Source organism: Stenotrophomonas sp. S4 (assembly GCF_054187805.2).
In genome coordinates this window covers 3,884,018-3,910,684 of the sequence record NZ_CM196188.1, presented here as the reverse complement: position 1 = coordinate 3,910,684, position 26,667 = coordinate 3,884,018, and the positions used below count along the sequence as shown (strand labels likewise).

The 26,667-nt window shown below is 66.8% G+C and carries 24 protein-coding genes; 17 read left to right on the top strand and 7 right to left on the bottom strand.

The features are described 5' to 3' along the window. Positions 1-73 precede the first annotated feature (73 nt). The 6 genes from thiC to ACUZUJ_RS18200 all read left to right on the top strand — a co-directional run bounded on the left by thiC (position 74) and on the right by ACUZUJ_RS18200 (position 9,558). Positions 74-1,918 carry a phosphomethylpyrimidine synthase ThiC gene (thiC, locus tag ACUZUJ_RS18225; RefSeq protein ID WP_458220575.1) on the top strand — a complete coding sequence of 615 codons (1,845 nt, stop codon included), beginning with the start codon at positions 74-76 and terminating at the stop codon, positions 1,916-1,918. A 94-nt stretch (positions 1,919-2,012) separates the two neighbouring features. Beyond that, positions 2,013-2,684 carry an ion channel gene (locus ACUZUJ_RS18220; protein ID WP_135966832.1) on the top strand — a complete coding sequence of 224 codons (672 nt, stop codon included), beginning with the start codon at positions 2,013-2,015 and terminating at the stop codon, positions 2,682-2,684. A 259-nt stretch (positions 2,685-2,943) separates the two neighbouring features. Further along, positions 2,944-5,268: a winged helix-turn-helix domain-containing protein gene (locus ACUZUJ_RS18215; RefSeq protein WP_458220574.1), complete on the top strand. Its 2,325-nt coding sequence runs from the start codon at positions 2,944-2,946 to the stop codon at positions 5,266-5,268. A 115-nt stretch (positions 5,269-5,383) separates the two neighbouring features. Continuing rightward, entirely contained in the window at positions 5,384-6,283 is a 900-nt protein-coding gene (locus tag ACUZUJ_RS18210) for a helix-turn-helix transcriptional regulator (RefSeq protein WP_049446610.1), read from the top strand. Between the two features lie 49 nt (positions 6,284-6,332). Beyond that, positions 6,333-9,179, top strand: a complete 2,847-nt coding sequence (locus tag ACUZUJ_RS18205; RefSeq protein WP_432592942.1) for a TonB-dependent receptor — start codon at positions 6,333-6,335, stop codon at positions 9,177-9,179. 184 nt (positions 9,180-9,363) lie between these two features. Beyond that, entirely contained in the window at positions 9,364-9,558 is a 195-nt protein-coding gene (locus tag ACUZUJ_RS18200) for a hypothetical protein (protein ID WP_233490798.1), read from the top strand. Positions 9,559-9,617: 59 nt separating this feature from the next. Here ACUZUJ_RS18200 and ACUZUJ_RS18195 read toward each other — a convergent pair whose 3' ends face one another. Both ACUZUJ_RS18195 and ppa read right to left on the bottom strand, forming a co-directional pair. Then, positions 9,618-10,739, bottom strand: coding sequence for an HDOD domain-containing protein (locus tag ACUZUJ_RS18195; RefSeq protein ID WP_014038392.1), 1,122 nt, complete (start codon positions 10,737-10,739; stop codon positions 9,618-9,620). Positions 10,740-10,891: 152 nt separating this feature from the next. Beyond that, positions 10,892-11,428: an inorganic diphosphatase gene (gene ppa, locus ACUZUJ_RS18190; RefSeq protein ID WP_005410935.1), complete on the bottom strand. Its 537-nt coding sequence runs from the start codon at positions 11,426-11,428 to the stop codon at positions 10,892-10,894. A gap of 185 nt (positions 11,429-11,613) precedes the next feature. On the opposite strand from ppa, the gene ACUZUJ_RS18185 reads away from it, so the two are divergent. From ACUZUJ_RS18185 to ACUZUJ_RS18165, 5 genes are all read left to right on the top strand, one after another. Next, entirely contained in the window at positions 11,614-12,105 is a 492-nt protein-coding gene (locus tag ACUZUJ_RS18185; protein ID WP_049446604.1) for a hypothetical protein, read from the top strand. Then, complete coding sequence (locus ACUZUJ_RS18180; protein WP_049446602.1) at positions 12,105-12,581, top strand: hypothetical protein; 477 nt, start codon at positions 12,105-12,107, stop codon at positions 12,579-12,581. Before ACUZUJ_RS18185 ends, ACUZUJ_RS18180 begins: the two co-directional genes overlap by 1 nt. Positions 12,582-12,664: 83 nt before the next feature. Further along, positions 12,665-13,165 (top strand): RNA polymerase sigma factor, encoded by a 501-nt coding sequence (locus ACUZUJ_RS18175; protein WP_014038389.1) that lies wholly within the window; start codon positions 12,665-12,667, stop codon positions 13,163-13,165. A 104-nt stretch (positions 13,166-13,269) separates the two neighbouring features. Further along, on the top strand, positions 13,270-14,205 hold the full coding sequence (locus tag ACUZUJ_RS18170) for a FecR family protein (protein ID WP_049446600.1): 936 nt from the start codon (positions 13,270-13,272) through the stop codon (positions 14,203-14,205). Between the two features lie 290 nt (positions 14,206-14,495). Further along, positions 14,496-17,414, top strand: a complete 2,919-nt coding sequence (locus ACUZUJ_RS18165; protein WP_458220573.1) for a TonB-dependent receptor — start codon at positions 14,496-14,498, stop codon at positions 17,412-17,414. Positions 17,415-17,511: 97 nt separating this feature from the next. Here ACUZUJ_RS18165 and ACUZUJ_RS18160 read toward each other — a convergent pair whose 3' ends face one another. Further along, complete coding sequence (locus ACUZUJ_RS18160) at positions 17,512-17,769, bottom strand: DUF2789 domain-containing protein (RefSeq protein WP_006390068.1); 258 nt, start codon at positions 17,767-17,769, stop codon at positions 17,512-17,514. Positions 17,770-17,875: 106 nt separating this feature from the next. On the opposite strand from ACUZUJ_RS18160, the gene ACUZUJ_RS18155 reads away from it, so the two are divergent. Genes ACUZUJ_RS18155 through ACUZUJ_RS18135 form a run of 5 tightly spaced genes read left to right on the top strand, consistent with a single transcriptional unit; the run spans position 17,876 to position 20,828 of the window. Further along, positions 17,876-18,463 carry a biliverdin-producing heme oxygenase gene (locus ACUZUJ_RS18155; RefSeq protein WP_101766032.1) on the top strand — a complete coding sequence of 196 codons (588 nt, stop codon included), beginning with the start codon at positions 17,876-17,878 and terminating at the stop codon, positions 18,461-18,463. A gap of 31 nt (positions 18,464-18,494) precedes the next feature. Further along, positions 18,495-18,962 carry a YbaN family protein gene (locus tag ACUZUJ_RS18150; protein ID WP_101766031.1) on the top strand — a complete coding sequence of 156 codons (468 nt, stop codon included), beginning with the start codon at positions 18,495-18,497 and terminating at the stop codon, positions 18,960-18,962. Continuing rightward, a complete protein-coding gene (gene exbB, locus ACUZUJ_RS18145; protein ID WP_101766447.1) occupies positions 18,949-19,677 on the top strand; it encodes a tonB-system energizer ExbB in 729 nt (242 codons plus the stop codon). Before ACUZUJ_RS18150 ends, exbB begins: the two co-directional genes overlap by 14 nt. 9 nt (positions 19,678-19,686) lie before the next feature. Next, positions 19,687-20,112: a TonB system transport protein ExbD gene (exbD, locus tag ACUZUJ_RS18140; protein ID WP_101766030.1), complete on the top strand. Its 426-nt coding sequence runs from the start codon at positions 19,687-19,689 to the stop codon at positions 20,110-20,112. Next, a complete protein-coding gene (locus tag ACUZUJ_RS18135) occupies positions 20,109-20,828 on the top strand; it encodes an energy transducer TonB (RefSeq protein ID WP_049446590.1) in 720 nt (239 codons plus the stop codon). Before exbD ends, ACUZUJ_RS18135 begins: the two co-directional genes overlap by 4 nt. A gap of 78 nt (positions 20,829-20,906) precedes the next feature. On the opposite strand, the gene ACUZUJ_RS18130 is transcribed toward ACUZUJ_RS18135, so the two are convergent. Beyond that, on the bottom strand, positions 20,907-22,934 hold the full coding sequence (locus tag ACUZUJ_RS18130) for a sodium-translocating pyrophosphatase (RefSeq protein WP_049446588.1): 2,028 nt from the start codon (positions 22,932-22,934) through the stop codon (positions 20,907-20,909). 282 nt (positions 22,935-23,216) lie between these two features. On the opposite strand from ACUZUJ_RS18130, the gene ACUZUJ_RS18125 reads away from it, so the two are divergent. After that, a complete protein-coding gene (locus ACUZUJ_RS18125; protein WP_049446586.1) occupies positions 23,217-23,720 on the top strand; it encodes a hypothetical protein in 504 nt (167 codons plus the stop codon). Between the two features lie 122 nt (positions 23,721-23,842). Here the strand turns inward: ACUZUJ_RS18125 and ACUZUJ_RS18120 are convergent, their stop codons facing one another. The 3 genes from ACUZUJ_RS18120 to ACUZUJ_RS18110 all read right to left on the bottom strand — a co-directional run bounded on the left by ACUZUJ_RS18120 (position 23,843) and on the right by ACUZUJ_RS18110 (position 26,569). Next, positions 23,843-24,232 (bottom strand): DUF488 domain-containing protein, encoded by a 390-nt coding sequence (locus ACUZUJ_RS18120; RefSeq protein WP_049446624.1) that lies wholly within the window; start codon positions 24,230-24,232, stop codon positions 23,843-23,845. A gap of 120 nt (positions 24,233-24,352) precedes the next feature. Continuing rightward, positions 24,353-25,147, bottom strand: a complete 795-nt coding sequence (locus ACUZUJ_RS18115; RefSeq protein WP_049446584.1) for a hypothetical protein — start codon at positions 25,145-25,147, stop codon at positions 24,353-24,355. Between the two features lie 165 nt (positions 25,148-25,312). Next, entirely contained in the window at positions 25,313-26,569 is a 1,257-nt protein-coding gene (locus ACUZUJ_RS18110; protein WP_049446582.1) for a 6-phosphofructokinase, read from the bottom strand. Between the last annotated feature and the right edge of the window lie 98 nt (positions 26,570-26,667).

Sequence of the window (26,667 nt, the reverse complement as noted above, 5' to 3'; positions counted from 1 at the left end):
TCCGCCCAAGGACCGTCCGCGCGCGGGCGCAGTGCGCCGCCGCTTCGTCCCTGACCTTCCTGGACGATGCCCGATGAACGCACAGCTCTCCGCCCTGCAGCAACAGGCCCAGCAACTCTCCGAATCCGTGACCCGGCCGATTCCCGGTTCGCGCAAGATCCACGTACCCGGTTCGCGTCCGGATCTGCAGGTGCCGATGCGCGAGATCGCGTTGACCCGCACGCCGACGTTGTTCGGCGGCGAAGAGAATGCACCGGTCACGGTCTACGATACGTCGGGCCCCTACACCGATCCGGATGTGCGTATCGATCTGTCGGCGGGCCTGCCGGCGCTGCGTCGTGGCTGGGTGGAGGAGCGCGGCGATACCGAACAACTCGACGGCCTGAGTTCGTCGTTCGGCCGCGACCGCGAGCATGATCCGAAGCTCGATGCCGTGCGTTTCCCTGCGCGCAGCCTGCCGCGCCGTGCACGTACAGGCGCCAACGTCACCCAGATGCACTACGCGCGCCGCGGCATCATCACGCCGGAAATGGAATTCGTCGCCATCCGCGAGAACCAGCGGATGGAAGCGATCCGTGATGCCGGCCTGTTGCAGCAGCACCCGGGCGAGGCATTTGGGGCTTCGATCCAGAAGATCATCACACCGGAGTTCGTGCGCGATGAAATCGCGCGCGGCCGCGCGGTGCTGCCCAACAACATCAACCATCCGGAAAGCGAGCCGATGATCATCGGCCGAAATTTCCTGACCAAGATCAATGCCAACATCGGCAACAGCGCCGTGTCCTCGGGCATTGCCGAGGAAGTGGAGAAACTGGTGTGGGCGATCCGCTGGGGCGGTGACACGGTGATGGACCTGTCCACCGGCAAGCACATCCACGAAACCCGCGAGTGGATCATCCGCAATTCGCCGGTGGCGATCGGTACCGTGCCGATCTACCAGGCGCTGGAGAAGGTCGATGGCCGTGCCGAAGCACTCACCTGGGAGATCTTCCGCGACACGCTGATCGAGCAGGCCGAACAGGGCGTGGACTACTTCACCATCCACGCCGGCGTGCTGCTGCGCTATGTGCCGCTCACCGCCAAGCGGGTCACCGGCATCGTCAGCCGCGGTGGCTCGATCATGGCCAAGTGGTGCCTGGCGCACCACAAGGAGAATTTCCTCTACACGCACTTCGAAGAGATCTGCGAGATCATGAAGGCCTACGACGTGACCTTCTCGCTGGGTGACGGCCTGCGCCCGGGCTGCATCGCCGATGCCAACGACGCGGCGCAGTTCGGTGAGCTGGAGACGCTGGGTGAGCTGACGAAGATCGCCTGGAAGCATGATGTGCAGACCATGATCGAAGGCCCCGGCCACGTGCCGATGCAGCTGATCAAGGAGAACATGGAAAAGCAGTTGCGCGAGTGTGGCGAAGCACCGTTCTATACGCTGGGGCCGCTGACCACCGATATCGCACCGGGCTACGACCACATCACCAGCGCGATCGGTGCGGCGATGATCGGCTGGTTCGGCACGGCGATGCTCTGCTACGTGACGCCGAAGGAGCACCTCGGCCTGCCCAATCGCCAGGACGTGCGTGACGGCATCATGGCCTACCGCATCGCCGCGCACGCCGCTGATCTGGCCAAGGGCCATCCAGGTGCGCAGGTGCGCGACAACGCGCTGAGCAAGGCGCGCTTCGAGTTCCGCTGGGAGGACCAGTTCCACCTTGGCCTGGATCCGGAGAAGGCCAAGGAGTTCCACGACGAGACGCTGCCGAAGGATGCGCACAAGCTGGCGCACTTCTGCTCGATGTGCGGCCCGCACTTCTGTTCGATGAAGATCACCCAGGACGTGCGTGATTACGCCGAGGCCGGCATGAAGGAGAAGTCGGAGGAGTTCCGCGCCGCCGGCGCCGAGGTCTACCACCAGGGCTGATGCGGAAACGGTCGTGCCGGCCAACGGCCGGCACGACCGTTCATCACGCCGTGCCCGGCTATGCTGCGTCCATCGCCCAGGGGGAAAGGACGCCATGCCCGTTGCCATGACCACCCGTTGGCTGGCCATCGCCCGCCGTCATCCTTCGGCCTGGTTGCTGGGCGCGCAGCTGCTGGCGGTGCTGCTGTATCCCGCGCTGGATGACACCGCTGCGGGCCGCGCCGCACTGGGCATGTTCGGCATGGCGGTACTCGGCCTGGCGCTGTGGGTGGTCCAGCGCAGCCCGCTGGGCACCTGGCTGGCGCTGTTGCTGGCCATTCCCTCGGTGGTGTTCTCGTTGGCAGGCGCATTGCTCGATCGCACCGCAATGCTGACCACCGCGCAGCTGCTGGAGAGCCTGCTGTACTTCTATACGGCCGGCGCCCTGATCGCCTACATGCTCCAGGACCACAAGGTCACCCGCGACGAACTGTTCGCCGCAGGCGCAACCTTCACCCTGCTGGCGTGGGCTTTCGCCTTCGCGTTCGCGGTGTGCCAGCAGTGGTATCCGGGCAGCTTCCAGGGTACTGGCGGGGGTGCGCAGCGCAGCTGGATGGAGTTGCTTTATCTCAGCTTCAGCTTGCTGTCTGGAGTGGGCTTGAGTGACGTCGTACCCCTGCATCCACAGGCACGCGCATTGGTCATGCTGGAGCAGTTTTCCGGCGTGATGTACGTGGCTTTGGTGGTTTCGCGTCTGGTCGGATTGACCATGTTGCGGCGCATGTGAAAATGAACGCCAGATAAAAATTTCGCGCCCAAGAGGGCGCGAATGGTGTCGCGAATTATGTGAATGCGTCGGCGAGAGAGAGCCTGATGTCGACCACGCGATAGGCGAGGTAACTTGCATAGGCTAGTATTCGCGCGCTCGATTGTTTTTGCGGTATGCGCCGATGCTTTGTGCGGAGTCTGGCTTTTCGCTGTTCCCAGGACGGGACCGTAACGAAGGCAAACACTGCCCGGGACCTGTCTCTACTGTGTAGCAGAAAATGAACAGCAGCGAAATACAGCCACCCGTATCCGATCGGATACGGATAGGAGAGTGCATCGTCACTCTGTCCTCGCGCGAAGTCGAGGTCGTCGGTGCGCGTCGCCCGCGCCGGCTGACGCCGAAGGCGTTGGGCGTGCTGCGCGTGCTGCTGCGGCAGCCGGGCCGCGTTGTCACCCGCGACGAGTTGTTCGCCGAGGTGTGGCCGGACACGCTGCCGACCAACGATGTGCTGACCCAGGCCGTCACCCAGCTGCGCAAGGCGTTCAGCAACGACGACGACAACGGCCAGGCCTACATCGAAACCATCGCCAAGACCGGTTATCGGCTTCTGGTACCGGTACAGGCGCTGGACGATGCGGAGCCAACGGCTGCGGGCTTGCCTGACGATGAAGGTGTGGAAGTGCAGCCGGCACCCGCCGACGCCGCGGTGCTGCCCGCGCGCGCGCAGGAATCGCGCCGCCGCTGGCGCCATGTCCGCCGCCGCGTGCTGCTGGCGCTGGGCGTATTGATGCTGGCCACGCTGCTGGTGATGACCACGCTGCTGCTGCGCCGTGCACCGGCCAGCAGTTCACCGGTGGAGGCCGCCGTGGAGAACGGCACGCGGGTGATCGGCAGCCCGCAGCGTCCCTATCGGTTGATCACCGCGACCAGCGGCTTTGAAACCTATCCCACGCTGTCACCGGATGGTTCGCTGGTCGCCTATGAAGGCGCCAACGAAGATGGCAACGGCGGTGGTGCGATCAAGGTGCAGACCTCCGGCAACGCGCCGGCGCGCCAGTTGCTGGTGCCACCGGCCGGCGCGGTCGATCGATTCCCGAACTGGTCGCCGGATGGTCGCGAGATCGCCTTCGCACGGTTTTCCGCCGACGGTGGCTGCCAGGTGCTGATCGCCAGCGCCACCGGCGGCGCACTGCGCCAGGCCACGCGCTGCGATGGCACCGAACTGCTCAGTTTTGACTGGACACCCGATGGTCGCGGCCTGGTGTTCGGCAGCATGGTCGGGCGTTACGCCCACCGTGGCATCCGCGTGCTGGACCTGGCCAGCGGCGAGTGGCGCGCGCTGGCCTACAGCGTCGACCAGGATGACTTCGACTACGCACCGCGTTATTCGCCCGACGGGCAATGGCTGGTGTTCGTGCGCAACCCGCAGCTGGGCGATCTGTGGCGGGTGCCGGCCACGGGCGGTACGCCCGAGCAGTTGACCAACGAAGCGGCAGAGCTGCGCGGCTGGGCCTGGCTGGACGATGGCCGCACCATCGTGTTCGGCCGCCGCGTCGACAGCGAGGCGCGGCTCTATTACCTGGACGTTGAGCGGCACACGCTGCGCGATGCTGGCCTGGATGATGCGCAGTGGCCCGCCGTGTCGCGACGCGGTGGCATGCTGGCCTTCGTCCACCGACGCGCACAGTTCGGCGTGTTCAAGGTGCCGATGCAGGGCAACGGTGCGCCCGAGCGACTGTTTGCCTCCAGTGGCCGCGATGGGCAGCCGATGGCAGCGCCGGATGGCCGCCAGCTGGTCTTCACCTCGGATCGCTCCGGCAGCTTCGCCCTGTGGTGGGCGGACATGCAGCGGCCGGATTCGCTGCGCCCCATTGAAGGGCTGCGGCCGGAAGCGCGGCAGGCACCGGACTGGTCGGCCGACAGCCGTCAGCTGCTCGTGGTCGGCCGCGACGCGCATGGGCGCACGGTGGTCTACGAGATCGCGCCACGCGATGAACGACTGCAACCTTTGCCGATCCCGGCCGAACAGCCGCTGCAGGCGCTGTATGGCGCGTCGCCGGAGCAGTTGTTTGTGGTCGAACGCGATGCCGACCAGCGCACCCGGTTGAGCCTGTTCGACCGCAGCACCCAGCCCTGGCGCCGGTTGGCCAGCATCGATGGGGTGTCGCAGGCGCGCTTCGACCGCAGCAGTGGCCGCGTGTTGTTCACCCGCCTGGCCGCCGGTGGCCTGTGGTCGGCCGATGCCACGTTGTCGTCGGGCAGCGTGCAGCAGATCAGCGATGACCGGCCCAGCCGCTGGCGATACCGGGCCTGGACCGTGGCCGGCAACAGTGGCATCGGTTACCTCGGCACCTCGACCACGTGTGGCACCACCTTCGTGCGCATCCTGCCCGGCCGCGAGGAGCCGGAACGCTGCCTGGACGCAGAACGGCTCAGCGCCGGCAACGGACTCAGCGCCAGCGCTGACGGACATGACCTGTTCGTGGCGATGGCGGTCAGCGATGGTGCCGACATCGGCGTGATGCGGTTGCCCGAACGCCCGCCCGCGCTGTTCCCGGCGTTCTCCAAGTTGTTGTTGTTAAAGGGAAATGGCCCTTCGTAATTTCTTCGTCGGGATCTCGTCGCGAATTCGTGGCGATCTCGTCGGACTTTCCTGACGCGGTGCCACCTGATTAGGCAAAACGGAGTCCTGTACTAGGCAAATCCGTGGTGCCCCCATGCGTCAACTCTCGCTGGCCGATCGCGGCCAAACCGTCTCCCTGGACCGGTCGCTCGACGATGTCGCGCCGACCTGCCTGGGCGTGGCCCGGCTGGGCAGCCTGCAGACCGCCGGCTCCAGCTTCACCGTCTGGATGCAGGTGCGTGGCAGTTCGTGGGTGGAGGCCAAGGAAGGGCGCTTCCGCCTGCGCCAGGGCGAGTGGATCGCCTTCGAGAAGGAATCGCGGCCGTTGGTGCAGGCTGGTCGCAACGGGTTGTGCGTCGGCCTGAACCTGAACGTCGAAGCGCTTCGTGTGCTGACCGAGATGGCCGACTGCGGCCTGTATGCCGGTCGTGGCCGCATGAACCGCAGTGACGCCCGCGTGGCGCTGCGCTTGTGGCGCGATGCGCTGGCCAGCGGCCAGCCGGCCCAGGCCCTGCGTCCGCTGTTGCTGCACCTGGCTGGCCTGCAGCGTGGCCTGGCCGACAACGTACAGCGCTGCCCGGGCCGCTCGCGCAGCCGCAAGCGCCAGGTGTTCGGCCGCATGCAGCGCGCGCGCCTCTATCTGGAAGGCAACAGCCACCGGGTGGTGCGCATCGGCGAACTGGCCGAGCTGACCAACTTCTCCAGCTGGTACCTCTCCAAGACCTTCCAGAGCCTGTACGAGGAAAGCCCGCAGTCGCTTTCGGCACGACTGCGCCTCGAACGCGCTGCTGACCTGCTGCGCGACACCGACATGATGGTGGGCGAGGTCGCCGCCGCCAGTGGCTTCGACAACTGCTGCAGCTTCGCGCGTGCGTTCCGCGCCCGCTACGGCCAGTCCGCATCGCGCTTCAGGGAGAACGGCGGCTTGCTCCCGCCACAATCCGCAAAGTCTCCGGTTGGTTCGCGCAAATACAGCGCTGCAACGCAATCGTAACGTGCTGGGGTGTTTTAACACGCTGCTAACACGTACCTTGGAGAGATAGATGAACGTTCGTAATCCCGCAGTGCGGTTCGGCTTGCTGCCGGCCGGCATTGCGCTGGCGCTGGCGCCGGCCTTTGCTTCGGCTCAGGAAGCAAAGGGCACCACCGACCTGGACCGCATTTCGGTCACCGGCTCGCGCATCCGCGGCGCCTCGGTGGAGACCCAGCAGCCGATCCTGACGATGACCCGCGAATCCCTGGAAAAGCAGGGCTTCTCGAGCGTCGCCGACGTGCTGAACAACCTGACCTCGGCCGGCTCCCCGGCCATCTCGCGCTCGGAATCGCTGGCTTCGGGCGAGAACGTGGGCGGCTACTACGTCGACATCCGTAACCTGGGCGCCCAGCGCACCCTGGTGCTGATGAACGGCAAGCGCCTGGGCGCAACCACCGCCGGTTACCAGGATCTCAGCCAGATCCCGATGTCGGCCGTTGAGCGCATCGAAATCCTGAAGGACGGCGCGTCCTCGATCTACGGTTCCGACGCCATCGCCGGCGTGGTCAACGTGATCACCCGCAAGAACTTCGACGGCGGCGAAGCCAATGTCTACGTCGGCCAGTACGGCAAGGGCGACGGCGACACCGAAACCTATTCGATGACCCTCGGTGCCCGCGGCGAGCGCGGCAGCCTGACCCTGTCGGCCGAGTACTCGAAGCAGGATCCGGTGTGGGCCAAGGACCGCTGGTACAGCCGTGATGGCTCGCTGGGTCCGAACTCGACCTCGGCCACCTGGAGCCCGATCAGCCAGAACGGCAGCTGGTGCAACCCGACCCAGGTCGATTGCAGCGACTCCAAGAAGGCTGTCTGGAAGACCCTGAACGCCGGCGGCAACCCGAAGAACCCGAATGACTACCACGTCATTACGGCGGACGAATTCGCCAACTCCAACGAGCAGATGACGCTGCTCACCGGTGTGAAGCGCAAGTCGGTCTACATCAACGGCACCTACGACTTCACCGACTCGATCAGCCTGAACACCGACGTGCTCTACAACGAGCGCCAGACGTTCCAGCAGATCGCCGGCTACCCGTTCCAGTCGAACTCCTTCGGCACCCCGCTGGAGGGCTCGAGCGCCTTCAACCCGGTCGGCCAGGACGTCAGCTTCCGCCGTCGCCTGTGGGAAGTGCCGCGTACCACTGACAGCCAGCTGAAGACCCTGCGCTTCGCTCCGACCCTGACCGGCTTCTTCGAGCTGGGCGGCAAGACCTTCGACTGGGATGTCGGCGCGCTGTGGAACCGCAACGAGTCGATCAAGACCAACCGCGGTGACATGAGCCTGATCGCTGCAGGCCAGGCCCTGGGCCCGTCGTTCATCGATGCCGGCGGCGTTGCACGCTGCGGTACCTCGGCCAAGCCGATCCTGGGCGACTGCCGCCCGTGGAACCCGCTGCTGCCGTACGGCGTTGACAGCCAGGGTTCGCTGGCGAACCAGGAGCTGCAGGACTTCCTGTTCCCGACCTTCACCACCCGTGGTGTCACCAAGACCACCAGCTTCACCGCCAACCTGTCGGGTTCCATCGTGACCCTGCCGGCCGGCGACCTGGGCTTCGCCCTGGGTGTCGAGCACCGCAAGGAAGAAGGCAGCTACGTGCCGGACGCCTTCGCGCAGTCGGGCGAGTCCACCGGCCTGGGCCAGAAGCCGACCCGCGGCCAGTACGATCTGAACGAGGTCTACCTCGAACTGAACGTGCCGCTGCTGGCCGACATGGCCTTCGCCAAGGAACTGACCCTGAACGTTGCCAGCCGTTACTCGGACTACAGCAACTTCGGTGGCACCACCAACAGCAAGTTCGGCCTGACCTGGCGTCCGCTGGATGAACTGCTGGTCCGCGGCACCTACGCCCAGGGCTTCCGTGCTCCGACCATCAGCGACCTGTACGGTGGCCTGAGCTCGAGCTTCGAGTCGTACATCGATCCGTGCGGCGTGAAGGCTCCGGGCAGCGTTGCCGGCAATGCCGCGTGCACCGCCGCTGGCGCTCCGGCCAACTACGTGCAGCTGGGCCAGGGCAACCTGCCGTGCTCGACCCTGCCGTGCCAGTCGGGTGACCAGTTCGTCTCGGGTGCCAACCCGAACCTGAAGCCGGAAACCTCCAAGAGCACCACCTTCGGCCTGGTGTGGAGCCCGCGTTGGGTGCAGGGCCTGGACCTGTCGCTGGATTGGTACAAGTACGAAATCAGCGACATGATCATCGCTGACAGCGTCGACCGCATCCTGCGTGACTGCTACGTGCTGGGCAACTCCGAGCGTTGCTCGAGCGTGACCCGTGCGGCTGACGGCCACGTCAGTGCGATCACCTACGGCACCGCCAACCTCGGCAAGATGAAGACCGAAGGTTACGACCTGGGCGTCAAGTACCGCCTGCCGGAACTGGCCATCGGTCAGTTCAGCATCGACTGGCAGACCAGCTACACCGCCAAGTACGACGAGCAGGGCCAGAACAGCGCAGGCGACAACATCATGATCGGCCGCGTTGGCGAGCCGGGCCTGTTCCGCGTGCGTTCGAACCTGGGCGTCAACTGGCAGTACGGCGATTTCGGTGTGAACTACACCGCGCGCTACTACTCGGGCATGAAGGAAAGCTGCATCTCGCTGGCTGACGGCTGGTGCGATGCTCCGAACCACATGGCCAACGGTGAGACCGATCCGCTGCGTCACACCGGTTCCAACACCTTCCACGACCTGCAGGTCAGCTGGAAGGCACCGTGGGATGCGACGATCGCCCTGGGCGCGAACAACGTGTTCGACCACAAGGGTCCGCTGCAGTACTCGGCTCCGAACTCGGCGTTCGCCTACTACGGCGGCTTCGACGTGGGTCGCTTCCTGTACATGAAGTACACCCAGCGCTTCTGATCCATCGAAGTGCGGTAGCAACAGAAGGAGGGCGGACCGCAAGGTCCGCCCTTTTTTTTGTAGGGGAATTCCGGAAACTGTTGGAAGGTGAGCGCAGTCACGGTCCCGTCGTGTCGTAATCAACACAGTCAGGAGGTCCACTACCGGACGCTTGCATGTGGAGAGGGATATGAGGAACACGTTGTTGCGCCAGGCATCTGCCGCTGCATTGATCTATGCAACGCTGGTGGGCGCGGTGTTCGCGCAGGGTCTCGGGGTCTGCGGTGGCGGGCTCTATTGCGAAGAGTTCCGCCAGCAGTGCCTGGCCAGTGGCAAGTCAGCGGTCATCTGCGAGTCGCAGTACCGTCGTTGCGTGCAGGACGCCTGCGGTACCCGCTGACGTAGAAAGGGCGCACCTTGCGGGTGCGCCCCCTGTCATCCGGAAATCATGCAACGCGCTCAGGCGTCGCTGGGCACCAGACCCATCAGTGCATTGGCGTGCTCGCGCCATTGCGGCAGCTTGTTCAGCACGCCTGCGCGCTGCAGGTAGTCCTCGTCCACCGGATCGCCATTGACCAGCGCCAGGGCCACGTGCACCGCGCCTGTCACCCAGAAGCTGCGGGTGTTGGCGCGCTGTGGCTGCAGGTGGAATGCCACCGCTTCGATGATCGGCATCGGCAGGCCCCACAGACCCAGCAGGTAGGCGCCGGCTTCGGCATGGCCGGGGCGGGTGTCACCGGCCAGCGACGGCTCGCTGCGCTCGTTGCGCACACCTGGCAGCAGCAGGCCGATGTCGGCCAGCAGCGCAGCGGTCGCCCCCAGTTCGGCACTGGACTCGGGCAGCAGGCGTGCGGCCAGCCGCGAGGCGAGCAGTGCGCGCTGTTGCAGCGAGTTGCGCTCGGCGGCCGACAGCGTCGGTGCGGAGAACACTTCGCTGGCCAGCACCAGGTCACGCAGGGTGGCCAGGCCCAGCCGGGTCACTGCGGTGCGCAGGTCGGCAATGGTGCGGCCTTGGCTGAAGAAGGCCGAGTTCGAAAGTTGCAGCACCTTGGCCGCGATCGCTGGATCGGCGGCGACCAGCTTGGCTACATCGGCACTGTCGGCGTCGTCGTCATGTTCCAGGGCCTGGGTCAGGCTCAGGTACAGGTGCGGTGGCGAGGGCAGTTTCTCGATACGGCCGATGGCATCGCGCAGGCGCGGGCTGTCCAGCACTTCGCGCAGTTCTTCCAGGCTGGTCAGCGCCTCCAGCAGCACTTCCGGTGCCAGCGGCAGCGGCAGGAAGCGGTGGGCGACACCGATCAGGCGCGCCGGCGGCGGGCGGTTGCCATGCTGTGCATCGACCAGCGCGATGCGGATGGTCTCCGGGCGCAACGTCCGGATCTGCCCCAGCAGCGTGGTGGCATTGAGATCTGGCAATTGCGGGCAGACGATCACCGCGTCCACGCCCTGCGTGGCCACCGCGGTCATCGCGGCCTGGCCATCGGTGGCGGTCAACGGCTGCCAGTCTTCCCCAAGATCGGCAATGAATTCGGTCAGCTCGGCCGGCAGGCTGGCTGCATCCCCAACAAGCAGAATACGCACGACACATTCCCCTGGCTGTCTCGACGATGGATGTCGATGACGTGTGAAGTGACGCAATTTACCTAATACGGCAGCAAGAGTGATGTGCCGTCGTCATGAAACGTGACCCGCATCGCTCCGGCAGGGTACCGCCGGAGCGATCCGGTTCAGTCTCAGGCCTTGCTGTCGAGATGGCGCTGATGCGCCTCGATCAGGATCTGCTTGGCCTCAGCGGCGCCGCCCCAACCGTCCAGCTTGACCCACTTGCCCTTCTCCAGGTCCTTGTAGTGCTCGAAGAAGTGGCCGATGCGCTCCAGCCAGTGGCTCGAGACCTGGGCGATGTCTTCGACGTGGGCATAGCCGCTGAAGATCTTCGAGACCGGCACGGCCAGGATCTTCTCGTCGCTGCCCGCCTCATCGCTCATCTTCAGCACGCCGACCGGGCGGCAGCGCACGACCGAGCCCGGCACCAGCGGCAGCGGCAGCACCACCAGCACGTCGGCCGGATCGCCGTCGCCACACAGGGTGCTCGGCACGTAGCCGTAGTTGCACGGGTAGCGCATCGGGGTGGAGAGGATGCGGTCGACGAAGATCGCGCCGGTTTCCTTGTCCACTTCGTACTTCACCGGCTCCGAGTCCTTCGGGATCTCGATGATGACGTTGATTTCTTCCGGCGGGTTCTTGCCGGGCGAGACGAGTTCCAGACCCATGGTGTGCTCCAGGTGGGGGATGTAGACGGATAGCTCACCATTTTATGCCTTTGCCGGGCGCTGTGCAGGGGGAGGGCACCGACCTGCTGGCGCGGCAAGGCCTGACGGGTCGCACCGGCCTTGGCCGATGGGGCCGCGGGGTGTGCCGGCGCAGGCTGGACGCCCATTCCCAAGGAGTACTGCCGATGTCCTGGTATGCCCGATGCATGGCAGCCGTGCTGTTGCTGGCGTCCCTGCCTGTCTTCGCCCGCGGCCTGCACGTGGACCTGATCGATTACCCCCGGCCCGAGGCCAATTGGGAGCGTGGCTACGGGCTGAAGGCCGCCTTGGCCAGGGAGTTCGACCGGCTTTGTGCCGATACCTGGTGCGAAGGTGAGTACAGCAACTACCGGGTGATGGAGTTCCGCTGCGCGGTGCTGGCTCATCGCGGAACGGTGCAGCGATGCGCCTGGGTGGTGGTGGCCAGCGAGCTGGCCGTGCAGGGCGATACGGGGGAGGTGCAGGTCGACAATGGCCGCTGGGCCTGTCCGGTGGAGCTGGGGCCGGGCGTGGCTGTAGAAGCCTTCCACGCTTCGCTGGAAGCGCCTGATGGTCTGACCGCCGCCCTGCCTGGCCTCGACCATGGCCTGTTCGACGCGCTGCCTGACTGCATCCGGAAGACCGGGAGGGTGGGCTGATGCGCATCTTCCCGGCACGATGGCTGGCCTGCGGGCTGCTGATGGCAAGCGGCGCCCAGGCGACCCCTCAATTTGTCGATGCCCGTGACCATCCCGATCCGGCGGCCGGCCGTGAGCGCTTCCTTGCCGCTGAGCGCCTGTTGGTGCGCGGCTTCGACGATATCTGCGGCGATACCTTCTGCGAAGGGCAGTACTACAACCTCCGGCCCATGCGCCTGCGCTGTTCGGTGCATCGAGCCTCCGGCGTCGTGGGTAGCTGCATCTGGACCTTCGCTGGAAGCTATACCCAGGTGCAACAGACCGGGCAGATCGACGTCGACCATGGGACCTATGCCTGCGTGCTCCCGCTTGCACCTGGAACCCGTCTGGCCGAGCTGCTGGCTGTGTGGGATGCAGCAACCGGGTACGACGCCCTGCATGCGACGCTGCCGGGCACCCGGACCCATGTCTATGACGGATTGACTGAATGCCTATGATCCTGAGGATGATGCGAACGTGACTGATTCGCATTAACGGAGTAGCATGCGCGGCGCCCCCGTCTGTCGTCCCGGCTCCGCGCATGTCCTCCAATGCTGCCTCCCTCACCGAACTGCTGATCCGCGAGCGGCCAGCGCTGCTGCGTCGTGTGCAGCGGATACTTGGGGGCGACAACGGCGCCGAAGACGTGATCCAGGCGGTCTGGTTCAAGGCCCGTGGGGTCGATGACAGCCAGGCGATCGACAATCCGCGCGCCTATCTGTATCGGCTGGCCGCCAACCTGGCCACCGACCACGGCCGCGAATCGACCCGCCGCAACCGGCTGCTGGCCGACCACTATCTATGGGGCCCGGACGAGGTGATCTCCACCGAGGAGCAGGCCATGGCGCAGGACGAACTGCAGCGGGTGCTCGATGCAGCCGGCCATTTGCCGGAGCCGACCCGCACCATCTTCCGGCTCAACCGCCTTCAGGGCCTGACCCAGGCCGAGATCGCGCGTCGCCTTGGGGTATCGGTGACCACGGTGGAGAATCACGTACGCACCGCGCTGCAACGCCTGGCCTGGGCGCGCAGCGGTCGATGATCGCGCCAGCTTGGGGCTGGCCTTCGCAGAAACGTCTTGATCACTGGACCGTGGATGCGGTCTAGTTCCCCCGCCCGCGCTTGAATGCGCCTGTCCGCCAGCCGATGAGCCCGCCGAACATGCTGCCCGCCGCCAATGACGATGCCCTGGCCGAACAGGCCCGGGGCTGGATCGCGTGGCTGGCCTCGGGCGATATCAGCGATGCGCGCATGCAGGCGTTCGAATTCTGGCTGCAACAGCCGGGGCACCGTCGGGCCTTCGAACACGAGCGCGCGCTGTGGCGCAGCGTTGGGCCGCGCGTGCCGGCCACGCACGTGGATCGCCGACGCCCGCGCCGACTGCGTTGGGCGATGGCTGCGGCGGCAATGCTGGCGATGCTGGTGGCATGGCCGGAGGCGTGGCTGCGCCTGCAGTCCGATCATCGCAGCACGCACCAGGTGCAGAATGTGCTGCTGCCTGATGGAAGTCGCGCGGTGCTGGATGCCGACAGTGCGATTGCGGTGCGTTTTGATGCGAACGCCCGCCAGGTCGAGCTGCTGCGCGGACGTGCCTGGTTCGAGGTCAGTCCGGATGCGCAGCGACGTTTCAGCGTGCGCGCCGGCAATGGCGTGGTCGAGGACATCTCGACCGCCTTCACTGTGGCGCGGGGCCAGGACCAGGTGGAAACCCAGGTCGGGCAGGGCAGGGTACGGATGGCCAGCCCGGTTGACGGTGGCTGGACCTACCTGCAGCAGGGCCAGCGTGCGGTCTACGGTGAACACAGTGGTGTGAGGCGATTGGGGGACGTGGCGGCCGACAGCGTCGGCGTCTGGCGCCAGGGCGAGCTGCTGCTGGAACAGGCCCGCGTCGCCGACGCGGTGCAGTGGGTGGGACGCTATCGCGCTGGCCCGACCTTCGTGCGTGGTGATCTGTCGCAGCTGCCGGCGGTCAGTGCTGCATTGCGCATCGACCGCCCGGAACAGGCGCTGGATGCGCTGGCCGCGACGGCCGGATTGCAGGTGACCCGGCTGCCGCTCGGCGTCGCCATCGTCCATCGGTAGATCGACGCCATTCCCCCTGTGCCGACCAACGGTCGGCACCCACCACTGAAACCAGCCGACCAACGGTCGGCACCCACCGCTGCAAGCAGCCGGCCAACGTTCGGCACCTACCGCTACAACCGGCCGAGCAACCGTAGGTACCTGCCGCGACTGCAAATCCCCTTGGGGTTGCCACGCTTTCATCCGTCTTACTCCGCGAACGTACCCGCCGCCGCCACGTACGTCGCCGTGTCCGCCCGTGTTGCGGATGACGCCGCGTTCGCGGCACCGATTACCTGACAGGTTTCCCCATGTTCGACTCCCATCGTCCGGGCCGCGCGCTGCGCCCGTCCCGCCTGTGCATCGCGTTGCTGGCGGCCGGCCTGGCCAGTGCTGCGCCGTCCGTACTGGCGCAGAGCGCCAGCGGCGACCACGCTGCCGTGCAACGCTTCGATATTCCGGCGCAACCGCTGGATGACGCGCTGCGCAGCTACATGCGCCAGTCCGGCGTGCAGGTGGTGTACCCCGCATCGCTGGCGCGTGGCGTAACCTCGCGCGCGGTCAGCGGCAGCCTGTCGGCCAACGAGGCGTTGCAGCACCTGCTGCAGGGCAGTGGCCTGGCGGTGCGCCAGGTCAGTGCCGATGCGGTCACTCTGGAAGCGGCGACGTCGGCGCAGGCCGGGGACGGCGTGATTGTCACCGACACGCTGAGCGTGGCCGGCGACCGCGTCGACAGCGGTGCGACCAGTGATGAAGCGCGCCTGCTCGACAGCTACCGCAGCGTGGGCTCCACCACCACGCTCAACCGCACGCACCTGGAGCGTTTCCGTGGTACCTCCAACGGCGACATCGTCAAGGGCGTGGCCGGTGTCACGGCTGGTGATCCGCGCGTGGGCAACGGCTTCGACGTCAACATCCGTGGCATCCAGGGCCAGGGCCGCGTGCCGGTGATCATCGACGGTGGCCAGTCCAGCATGGATACCTACCGTGGCTATGCCGGCCAGTCACAGCGCACCTACCTCGACCCGGACCTGATCTCCAGCCTGACCATCACCAAGGGCCCGAGCCTGCAGGCCAATGCCTCCGGCGGCATCGGCGGCGTGGTCGAGATGGAAACGCTGAAGATCGGTGACGTGCTGCGCGAGGGCCGCGACTTCGGCGTGCGCGTGCGCGGTGGTCTCGCCAACGGTAGTGCCAACAACCTGCCGTCCTACAGTGCTGCGCCGCGCAACGATCGCAGTGCCACCGGCAGCCAGTTCTTCAACGTGGCCGCCGCAGGTCACTGGGACCGCTTCGATCTGGTCGCTGCCTACGCCTACCGCGACAACGGCAACTACTTCTCCGGCCGCCATGGCTACGACGACTTCCCGCAGGACCGACGCACGCTGGCACCGCTGAATCCGCCGCGTACCGAGGTGTTCAATACCTCCTCGCGCTCGAAGTCGGCGCTGCTCAAGGGCACCTGGCGCATCGACGACGCGCAGACGTTGGAGGCCGGCTACCGCCGCTACGAAGGTACCGCTGGCGAGATCATGGCCTCGCAGATCATCCGCGTGGATCGTGACCGCATTCCGCAATGGGATCCGGGCCATGTCGACATGGACAGCTACAGCCTGCGCTACCGCTTCAACCCGGACAGCGAACTGATCGACCTGCGCGTCAATGCCGCGTACACCGACACCGACAGCGTGATGTACAACAGCCTGACCGGCATCACGCCGTGGTACTTCGACCGCCGCACCGAGTGGTATGACGCGCCCAGCTTCAGCGGTGACCCCGGCTACAAGGATGCCTACCGCAATCCGCTGCGGCAGAAGCGCTTCGGCCTGGATGCCAGCAACACGTCCAGGTTTGATACCCGTGCCGGTGCGTTCACGCTCGACTACGGCCTGTCCTACAGTGACGAAGACATCGCGCCGGGCAGTTCGGGGCCGGTCATGCACGACGACCTGGTCAACAACCGTTTCCTGCGCAACGCCGAGCGCAAGGAATACAGTGCCGTGGCCTCGCTGAAGTGGCAGCCCGACGAGCACTGGGAGCTGCTGGCCGGTGGTCGCTGGAACCGCGTGGATGTGCATGACCGCAACCGCCTGGCCACGCCCGATGCCTACGAGGTGCAGGGCCAGTACCGCTACACCGAACTGCTCAATGGCAACCCGGCGCTGCCGTCGTGGCGCGCCAAGCGCATCGCGCTGCTGAACTGGTATCCGGATGCCAACGGCAACTTCACCCAGGCCTCGCTGCTGGCCTCGCCGTACAAGAAGGGCACAGTGGGCGACATCGCCGGCTGGAACTTCTACGACGCCGGCAAGCCGCAGGACCTGGAAGTGCCGGTCAGCTGGAGCTGGTCGCAACCGATCCGCCGTCGCGACAGCGCGTTCTCGCCGACCGCCAGCGTGGCCTACCGCTTCAACGAAGACACCATGGTCTACGTGAAGTACGCCGAAGGCACCAAGCTGCCGAGCCTGTTCGAGACCACGCTGGGCCTGTTCACCGCCGCCAAACCGGTGGGCGAGCTGAAGCCGGAGCGCGCGCGCAGCTGGGAAATCGGCGCCAGCACCATCCGCTATGACCTGTTCACCGCCGGCGACCGCCTGGCGCTGAAGCTGGCGTATTTCGATACCCGCATCGACGACCTGATCACCCGTGACTACCGCACGCTGTCGGCCGGCCTGATCCGCAACGTCGACCAGTTCAAGGTCTCGGGCATGGAGTTCCAGTCCAGCTATGACAGCGGCAAGGTGTTTGCCGATCTGTCCGCGCACTATTACTTCAAGGCCAAGACCTGTGCGCCGGACATCGCCGCCGAGCGCCGCGCCTATGGGGCGCAGCGCAAGAATGGCGAGCTGGCCAACACGCCCAACTGCGTGGACGGCGGCTTCGAGGGTTCGTACACCAATACCCAGAATCCGCCGCGCTATATGGTCAACCTGACCCTGGGCTCGCGCCTGTTCGACGAGCGCCTGACCTTCGGCACCCGCGTGGTCCACAACGCCGGTCCGATCAGCAAGCTGGACAAGGACTGGAACGTGGGCCTGTCGGCGATCCAGCAGCTGTACCGGCCGAACACCCTGGTCGACCTGTTCGCCAGCTGGAGCTTCAACGACCAGCTCTCGGTGGAAGCGGGCGTGGACAACCTGACCGACCGCTATTACCTGGACCCGCTGGCCCTGGGCGTGATGCCGGCCCCGGGCCGTACCGCACGGTTGGCGTTGACCTGGAAGTACTGATCGTCGGGGTCGGATCCCTTTCCTTGGGGAAAGGGCTCTGACCCCAGCGGGAGACAACGGTAGCGCCGGGCCATGCCCGGCGCCTTCCTCCAGGCAGTTACAGCCCGGTCGCCGCCTTCACCGCATCTTCGTGCAGCGACTCGTTCAGCTCATCCACCACCGTGGTCCATGCCGCATCGGCTTGCAGCGACTCGGACAGGAACTGGCGCTGGGCATCGTTCCAGTACGGTGCCTCGACCACTTCCACATCGGTGGCCAGCTGGTGCTCGCGGATGAAGCGGGCGATGCCCTCGGCGCTGGCGTCCAGGCCCAGCTGCAGGAACAGGTTGGTCATGCGCGGTTCGGTGGTGATCATCGTCGGTTCCTGCGGGAAGAAGGGATGCGCCATTATCGGTGCACATGGCCTTGGGGAAAGCCCCATGGCGAACGTCTACAGCAGGACGACCCCCTTGGCATCCCCCGTGAACGCACACATCGCCCCTGAAGACAGCCGCAGCCTGCGGCTCAAGGCCGCCACCCGCGACAGCCATGGCGCGCTGGACAAGCGCATCATGGCCGGCGACATCTTCGCCGACCGCAGCAACTTCGCCCGTTTCCTGCGCGTGCAGTACCGCTTCCATCGCAGCATCGATGCGCTGTATGCCAACCCTGCGCTGGATGCACTGCTGCCGGACCTGGGCGAGCGCCGCCGCCTGACCCAGGTCGCGCGCGACCTGCAGGACCTGGAGCAGACCCTGCCGGCGGCCGACATCGCACCGTTGCCGTCCGATCTTGAGCTGCCCGCCGCATTGGGATGGCTGTATGTGGCTGAAGGCTCCAACCTGGGCGGCACCATTCTGTACAAGATGGCTGCCAAGCTCGGCCTGGATCGTGATTTCGGCGCCCGCCACCTGGCCGCGCACCCCGATGGCGCCGCGCGCCACTGGCGTGAGTTCACCGCCGCGCTGGACGCGGTACCGCTGAGTGCCGAGCAGGAGCAGCAGGTGATCGACGCCGCCGACGCCGCGTTCCGCAGCGTGCACGGCCACGTCGAAGTGGAATTCGCTTGATGCACCGCGCCCGCCCGCAGGCGCAACGCTGATGCGCTGGCTCTGGTTCGCGCTGGGCTGGCTGATGGTCGGCCTCGGGGTGATCGGCGCGCTGCTGCCGGTGATGCCGACCACCATTTTCCTGATCCTTGCCGTGGGCTGCTTCGCGCGCAGTTCGCCGAAGTTCGAGCAGCGCCTGCTGGCGCATCCGCGCTACGGCCCGTCGCTGCGGCTGTGGCGCGAACAGGGCGCGGTGTCGCGCAAGGGCAAGGCGTTCGCCAGCGCCGGCATGGCAGTGGGCTTCGCGCTGTTCTGCTGGGGCGCGCACCCGTCGTGGCGCCTGCTGCTGGGCGTGGGCCTGTTCTTCGCGGTCAGTGCCGGCTACGTGCTCAGTCGGCCCGCACCGCGGCTGGAGCCCAATCCGGTCGTGGAAGTGGACGACGCCAATGATCCGCGCGCGGCCCGTCGTCGCGCCGCGCCCCCTGATGCTGATGGAAACCGAGACGATGCTGCCTGCTGACCTGGCCCCCGTGGCTGCTCCTGCACTGACCCCGTGGGGCATGTACCTGGCCGCCGACGTGGTGGTGAAGACGGTGATGATCGCGCTGGCACTTGCCTCGCTGGCCACCTGGACCGTGCTGCTGGCCAAGGGCTGGGAGCTGGCTCGTCAGGGTCGGCAGCTGCGTGCAGCGCGCGCGCTGTTGCTGCAGGCGCCAAGCCTGCCCGGCGGGAGCGCGGAGGCCAGCCTGCAGCAGGGCACCGCACTCGCCATGCTGGACGCGACGCGAACCGAGCTGCGCCTGTCGCAGGAGCTGGATGGTCGCGACGGCATCAAGGAACGCGTTGCCTCGCGCCTGGACCGCATCGAACTGGAAACCGCGCGCGTGCAACGGCGCGGCATCGGCGTGCTGGCCAGCATCGGCGCGGTTGCGCCGTTCGTCGGCCTGTTCGGCACGGTGTGGGGCATCATGAACAGTTTCATCGGCATCGCCCACAGCAACACCACCAACCTGGCGGTGGTCGCGCCCGGCATCGCCGAGGCCCTGCTGGCGACCGCGCTGGGCCTGGTCGCGGCGATTCCCGCAGTGCTGGTCTACAACCATTTCAGCCGCGTGCTGGCTGGCCTGCGTGGGCTGCTCGGCGATCTGTCGGCGGCCGTGCAGCAGCTGGTCTCGCGTGATCTCGATCGTGCCGTGCCGCGTACCGCAGCGGCACCGCTGCGTGCGGTGCACTGAGGCACGACGATGGCGATCAGGACCGCGTCCGACCGTGACGATGCACCGGAAGAAGCGCACGAGATCAACGTCACGCCCTTCATCGACGTGATGCTGGTGCTGCTGATCATCTTCATGGTGGCCGCACCGCTGGCCACCGTGTCGGTACCGGTGCAGCTGCCGGCCAGTAGTGCCAGCGCCACGCCGCCGGAACAGGCGCCGGTGTACGTGACCGTGCAGGCCGATCTGTCGGTGCGCGTTGGCGAGCAGCCGGTGGCGCGCGACGGGCTGGCCGCTGCTTTGCAGGCAGCCACGCATGGCGATAGTGCGCAGCGCATCTTCCTGCGTGCCGATACCCGTGTGCCCTATGGCGAACTGATGGCTACCCTGGACGCGCTGCGTGCAGCGGGCTACCTGAAGGTGGCGCTGGTTGGCCTGGAGCAGGGCGCACGATGAGTGGACTGCGGCGCTGGGCGACCAGCCTGGCGATCGTGCTGCTGGTGCATGCGCTGTTGATCGGCGCGGCCTGCTGGTGGGCGGCGCGCGCACCGGCGCTGGCTGCGACGGCCCCACCTGCGGCGCTGATGCTGGAACTGGCGCCGATGGCACAGGCACCGCCGGTGCCGCCGCGCGAGGTCGCGACCGGGCCGCTGCAGCAGCAACAGCAGCGGCAGGCGCCGACGCCAGCCGTGCGTGAACAGCCCAAGGCGCCGGTGCAGCCGCAGGGTGACCTGCCACCACCGCGTACACCGGAGCCAACGCCGTCGCCGGATACCGCCGAGGCCAATGTCGCGCAGACCAGCGCACCGCCGCAGGTGGCTGCTGACGCGGCCGCACGCTACACCGCACCGCAGACCACGGCGGGCGAGCGCAGTCGTGCCGAGGCGACCTGGGAAGGGCGCCTGCTCGGGCACCTGCAGAAGCACCGGCGCTATCCGCGCCAGGCCGAGCGGCTGCGCCAGCAGGGCGTGGTCTACGTGCGCTTTGCTGTGGCCCGCGATGGCGCGGTCTCCGCACTGACGCTGGGCCGCAGCAGTGGCTTCGCGCTGCTCGACCAGGAGACTCTGGATACCGTTCAGCGGGCCAGCCCGGTACCGGCGCCGCCGGCCGAAGTGGCCGGCGACCCGGTGGAAGTGATGGTGCCGGTGTCGTTCTTCCTGCGCGGGCGTTGACCAGCCGTGGGGTCGGATCCCTTTCCGCAGGAAAGGGCTCTGACCCCATCGGGCATCCCATCCACGCATGGCGTGGATCTACAACAGCGGCACCAGCAGCAGCGCCACGATGTTGATGATCTTGATCAGCGGATTGATTGCCGGGCCGGCGGTGTCCTTGTACGGGTCACCGACGGTATCGCCGGTCACCGCGGCCTTGTGCGCTTCGCTGCCCTTGCCGCCGAAGTGCCCATCCTCGATGTACTTCTTGGCGTTGTCCCAGGCGCCGCCACCGGTGGTCATCGAGATGGCCACGAACAGGCCGGTCACGATCGTGCCGATCAGCAGCCCGCCCAGTGCCCGCGGCCCCAGCAGCAGGCCGACCACCACCGGTACCGCCACCGGCAGCAGCGACGGCACGATCATTTCGCGGATCGCCGAGCGGGTCAGCATGTCTACCGCCTTGTCGTACTGCGGCTTGCCGGTGCCCTGCATGATGCCGGGGATCTCGCGGAACTGGCGCCGCACCTCTTCCACCACTGCACCCGCCGCGCGGCCGACCGCTTCCATCGCCATCGCACCGAACAGGTAGGGGATCAGGCCGCCGATCAGCAGGCCGATGATCACCGTGTGGTCGCTGAGGTCGAAGCGGAACTCCTGGCCGGGATTGGCCGCCTGCAGGTTGTGGGTGTAGTCGGCGAACAGCACCAGTGCGGCCAGCGCCGCCGAGCCGATTGCATAGCCCTTGGTCACTGCCTTGGTGGTGTTGCCCACCGCATCCAGTGGATCGGTGATGTCGCGGATCTCCGAGGGCAGCTCGGCCATTTCGGCGATGCCGCCGGCGTTGTCGGTGATCGGTCCATAGGCATCAAGGGCAACGATCATTCCCGCCATCGACAGCATCGCGGTGGCGGCGATGGCGATACCGTACAGGCCGGCCAGCGCGAACGCACCCCAGATCGCCGCACACACGGCCACCACCGGCAGCGCGGTCGACTTCATCGAAATGCCGAGGCCGGCGATGATGTTGGTGCCGTGGCCGGTGGTCGATGCCTGTGCCACGTGCTGCACCGGCTTGTACTGCGTGCCGGTGTAGTACTCGGTGATCCAGACGATCAGGCCGGTCAGCACCAGCCCGATCAACGCGCAGCCGTACAGCGCCATCGGCCCATGCACGTTGTCACTCATCAACCCGGTGGTGATCGGGTAGAACGCAATGGCGGCCAGCACGCCGGAGACGATCACGCCCTTGTACAGCGCGCCCATGATCGAACCGCCCGGCTTCACCTTGACGAACAGCGCACCGATGATCGAGGCGATGATCGAGACGCCGCCCAGCACCAGCGGATACAGCACCGCATTGGCGCCTGCCTCGGCCAGCATCAGGCTGCCCAGCAGCATGGTGGCGATCACGGTCACCGCATAGGTTTCGAACAGGTCGGCGGCCATGCCGGCGCAGTCGCCGACGTTGTCACCGACGTTGTCGGCGATCACCGCCGGATTGCGCGGATCGTCCTCGGGAATGCCGGCTTCGACCTTGCCGACCAGATCGGCGCCGACGTCGGCGCCCTTGGTGAAGATGCCGCCGCCCAGGCGCGCGAAGATCGAGATCAGCGAGGAGCCGAAGGCCAGGCCGACCAGCGCGTGCAACGCCTGTTCCATCGGCAGGCCCATCCGCAGCAGCACCGCGTAGTAGCCGGCCACGCCCAGCAGGCCCAGCCCGACCACCAGCATGCCAGTGATGGCGCCGCCGCGGAAGGCGACGTCCATCGCCGCGCTGATGCCGTGACGCGCCGCCTCTGCGGTGCGCACGTTGGCGCGTACCGACACGTTCATGCCGATGTAGCCGGCGGCGCCGGACAGCACCGCGCCGATCGCGAAACCCATCGCGGTGTACCAGCTGAGGAAGATGCCGACCAGCACGAACAGCACCACGCCGGCGATGCCGATGGTCAGGTACTGGCGGTTGAGGTAGGCACGCGCACCTTCCTGGATCGCGGTGGCGATCGCGATCATGCGCTCATTGCCGGTGGGTTGGCGCAGGATCCAGCGCGCCGAGACGATTCCGAACAGGATCGCGAGAATGGCGCAGCCCAGCGCCAGTGACAGCCCGTGACGTTCCAGCATTAGACCCCTCCGCAGAATGGATGTAGGCATCCAGTGGCGATGAACGGCACCACGAGGGGGACGACGGGCTGCAGCCTGGAACCAACCCGTACCGACCTTGGTGGTCGTCCGACGTATGGCGGTGTTCAGCATTCCCTGGTGCCCGCAGTATGCGTGCACCTGCGCCCGGATGGTAGCGCCGGGCCATGCCCGGCGAGCGCGGTGGCTGCTCGATAGATGCGCCTTTGCACCCCGTTAAGCCAGCCTCTGCAAGCCTGCGCACAGCCCCGTAGGAGATCCCCCATGCGCCTGTCCCTGTTGATGCTCGCCGCCCTGGTCCCGGCTGTGCCGGCACTCGCCGCAGAAACCCCGGAACTCCAGCGCGCAGTGGGCGCCCCCCAGGCCGTGGGCGCGGTGCATACGCTGCGGCAGATTCCCGAGGCCTGCGCGCGGCTGGAAGGTGCGTTCACCGGCGATGCCGCTGCGCCGTACCGCTTCTCCGCCGTGCGTACCAGCGAGCAGTGCCAGCCACGTGCACGCTTTGTCGACTACACCAAGGCCCAGCCGAGTGCCGACAAGGGCTGGAAGCTCAATGATGTGATCCGCGTGCCCAACGCCGCGTGCCCGGCGCAGCAGGCGGTGGTACGGGTGTGGCGCCTGCCGTCGAGCAACAAGGTCGAGCTGGATGGGCAGGGCCAGTCGCGCATCTATCTGGAAGAGGCGAAGAAGCAGGCGGCGGCCGGCCAGATTCCGCAGGTGACGATGTTCGCCGCGGAGCTGCAGATGGAAGGCAAGGCCTGCAATTGAGGCCGTCCAGTAGCGCGCATCCACGCATGGCGTGGATCTACTTCGCTGCGCATCGGTAGTGCCGGGCCATGCCCGGCGGGCAACCTGGTAGTGCCGGCCGCTGGCCGGCAACCCTGCCATCATCACTCCGCCAGCTTTGCCCCACGCGCCACCAGCAGCTCGCGCAATGCCCTGCGGTGGCAGTGCGCTTCATCCTCGCAGTAGCACCCCACGCTGATGTCGCTGTGCTGCGACATCGCGGCCAGAAGGTCCAGCGCGTGGGCGGCATCGGGCGCCTTCATCTCGGCCTTGTAGTGGCGGAAGAAAGCAGTCCAGTCGGCGGCGGTCTTCGCTTCATGCGCCCGCTTCACCAGCTCCGCGCTGGGTGACAGGGTCGGAAACCAGACGTCGTACCAGTCCTGTCGGGCGAACTCGCTGCGTGGCACGCCGCGCGGCGGGCGCCTGACGGTGCCGATACGCAGTCCCTCGCCGGGTTGGCGCGGCGTACCCAGTCGAACAACACGCAGTGCCATGATGATCTCCAGGCGGGGCATCCATCATCCTGCGATGCACGTGCGCCAAGCGTGAACCGCTGCGGGAATGAAAAGGCCCGGGCACCTGCGCACCCGGGCCTTCGCTCAAGCCGGCAGCGGTCAGTTGCCGCGGCAGTCCTTCAGCCACAGCACGCGGCCGATCTGGTCGTAATTGTCGACCACGCCGGTCAGCGTGACTTTCTCGCGCGGGCGCAGGGCCAGCGCATACGCGGCCTGGTTGGCTGCGAACGAGCAGGAAATGGCCACGCGCTCAAAGTCGATGCTGCCATCGCTGGGCAGGTCGAAGCTGGTGTTGTAGGTGCCGCCACTGCGCAGCACGGTGGTGATGCGACCGGTGATGGCGTAGGTCTTGCCCTTGTAGCGTGGCTCGATCGCGGCCGGGTTGTCCTTGTTCTGGTTGCGCAGCTGGAAGCCGAAACGGTCGGCGGCAATGGTCACCACCGACGCCTGCGGAGTGGCCTTGGCCGCCTGTTCGCCAGCCTTGCCCGGCTTGATCTGGTTGAGCAGCTTGCACATTTCTTCGCGCACGCCGTCGGCGGGGGCGATGGCGCCCTTGTTGACCTTCACCACCATGCCGACGGTGCCCTGGCCGCCTTCGGAGGTGGCGCTGATGATCATCGGAATCGGCTTGTGGGCCATGGATTCCGGCTCTTCGATCAGCATCGAGCCGCCTTCCACGTCCTCGCTGAGGACGTCCATGTTGGCGTTCTTGGCGATCACCCGCATCTGGCCGATGGCACTGGCCACGGTCAGGTCCGGATGGGTGACCGATGAAGTGAAGGTCGTGCCGACGAAGGGATTGCCCTTCTTCTGGAAGTTGCTTTCGCAGGTCGCAGCGAAGGCCGGCGTGGCAGCACCGCACAGCAGCGCGGCGATCAGGATCGGGTGCTTCATGGTTACAGTCCTTGTGGAATGGCAGCACAGGCCCTGGCCTTGCAGGCCGGGCGGCGTCGAATCTGGCTTGCGTCGGCCCCTTTGCCCCGGGCCGGAGCCCGATTGTGGGGTGCTTCGGCGGTCGCCGCAATGCGCCCCGTGCTCCGCACAGGGCGCAGGTGCACCTCAGCCTTCGAAGGCCGGCAGCTTCTGCTTCACCGCCACGTTCTTCAGGGTGACGTACTTCGGCAGGCCATCGGCGCCATAGGGAAGCGGTGCCTCGCCCTTGATCAGCGGCGACAGGTAGGCGCGTGCCTTGGCGGTGATGCCGAAGCCATCGCGGCGGATGAAGCCGGCCGGCATTTTCTTCTCGTGGTTGGCGATCTTCGACAGCGGCGCCGCTTCGATCTTCCAGCGATAGGGCGCATCGCTGCTGCGCACGATCACCGGCATCACGCCGTTCTGGCCCTTCAACGCCAGCTGCACGGCGGCCTTGCCGACTGCCTGCGCCTGCTCCCAGTCGGTCTTGCTGGCCAGGTGGCGGGCCGAGCGCTGCAGGTAGTCGGGCAGGGCCCAATGCACCTTCAGGCCCAGCTGGTCCTTGACCCGTGCGGCCAGGTGGGCAGCCACGCCGCCCAGCTGCGAATGGCCGAATGAGTCCTTGCCGCCACCGGCGTCGGCGACGAAGCGGCCATCGGCGGTCGCGATACCTTCCGACGCCACCACCACGCAGTAGCCGACGCGCTCGACCACGGCCTTCACCCTGGCCAGGAACGCGGCCTCGTCGTAGGCGCGCTCGGGCAGCAGGATGATGTGCGGCGCTTCGTCATCACCGTTGCCCGCCAGGCCGGCGGCCGCGGCCAGCCAGCCGGCGTGGCGGCCCATCGCCTCGTAGATGAAGACGCGGGTGGAGGTCTCGGCCATCGCCGCCACGTCCAGCGCCGCCTCGCGCACCGAGACGGCGGTGTACTTGGCCGCCGAGCCGAAGCCGGGGCAGGTGTCGGTCACCGCCAGGTCGTTGTCGATGGTCTTGGGCACGCCGATGCAGGTCAGGTCGTAGCCGGAGGCCTTGGCCAGCTGCGAGACCTTCAGCGCGGTATCGGCCGAATCGTTGCCACCGTTGTAGAGGAACCAGCGCACGTCGTGCGCGCGCAGCACCTCCAGCAGGCGGTCGTAGCGGGCGCGGTCGGCGTCCAGCGACTTCAGCTTGACCCGGCACGAGCCGAAGGCGCCGCCCGGGGTGTGGGCCAGCGCGCGGATGGCCGCGGCGCTCTCCTTGCTGGTGTCGATCAGCTCCTCGCGCAGGGCGCCGAGGATGCCGTTGCGGGCGGCCAGGACCTTGATGCCCTTGGCCCGCGCCTGCTCGATCACCGCTGCCGCCGTGGCATTGATGACGGCGGTGACACCGCCGGACTGGGCATAAAGGAGAGTACCGTTGCGCATGCTGCTACCTGCTCGGGGGAGGGGACATTGCAGGGACATTACCCGGATGCGGTAAAGTGGCGCTATTGCGGTGCAGCGATACCGGACCGTCCGGGACG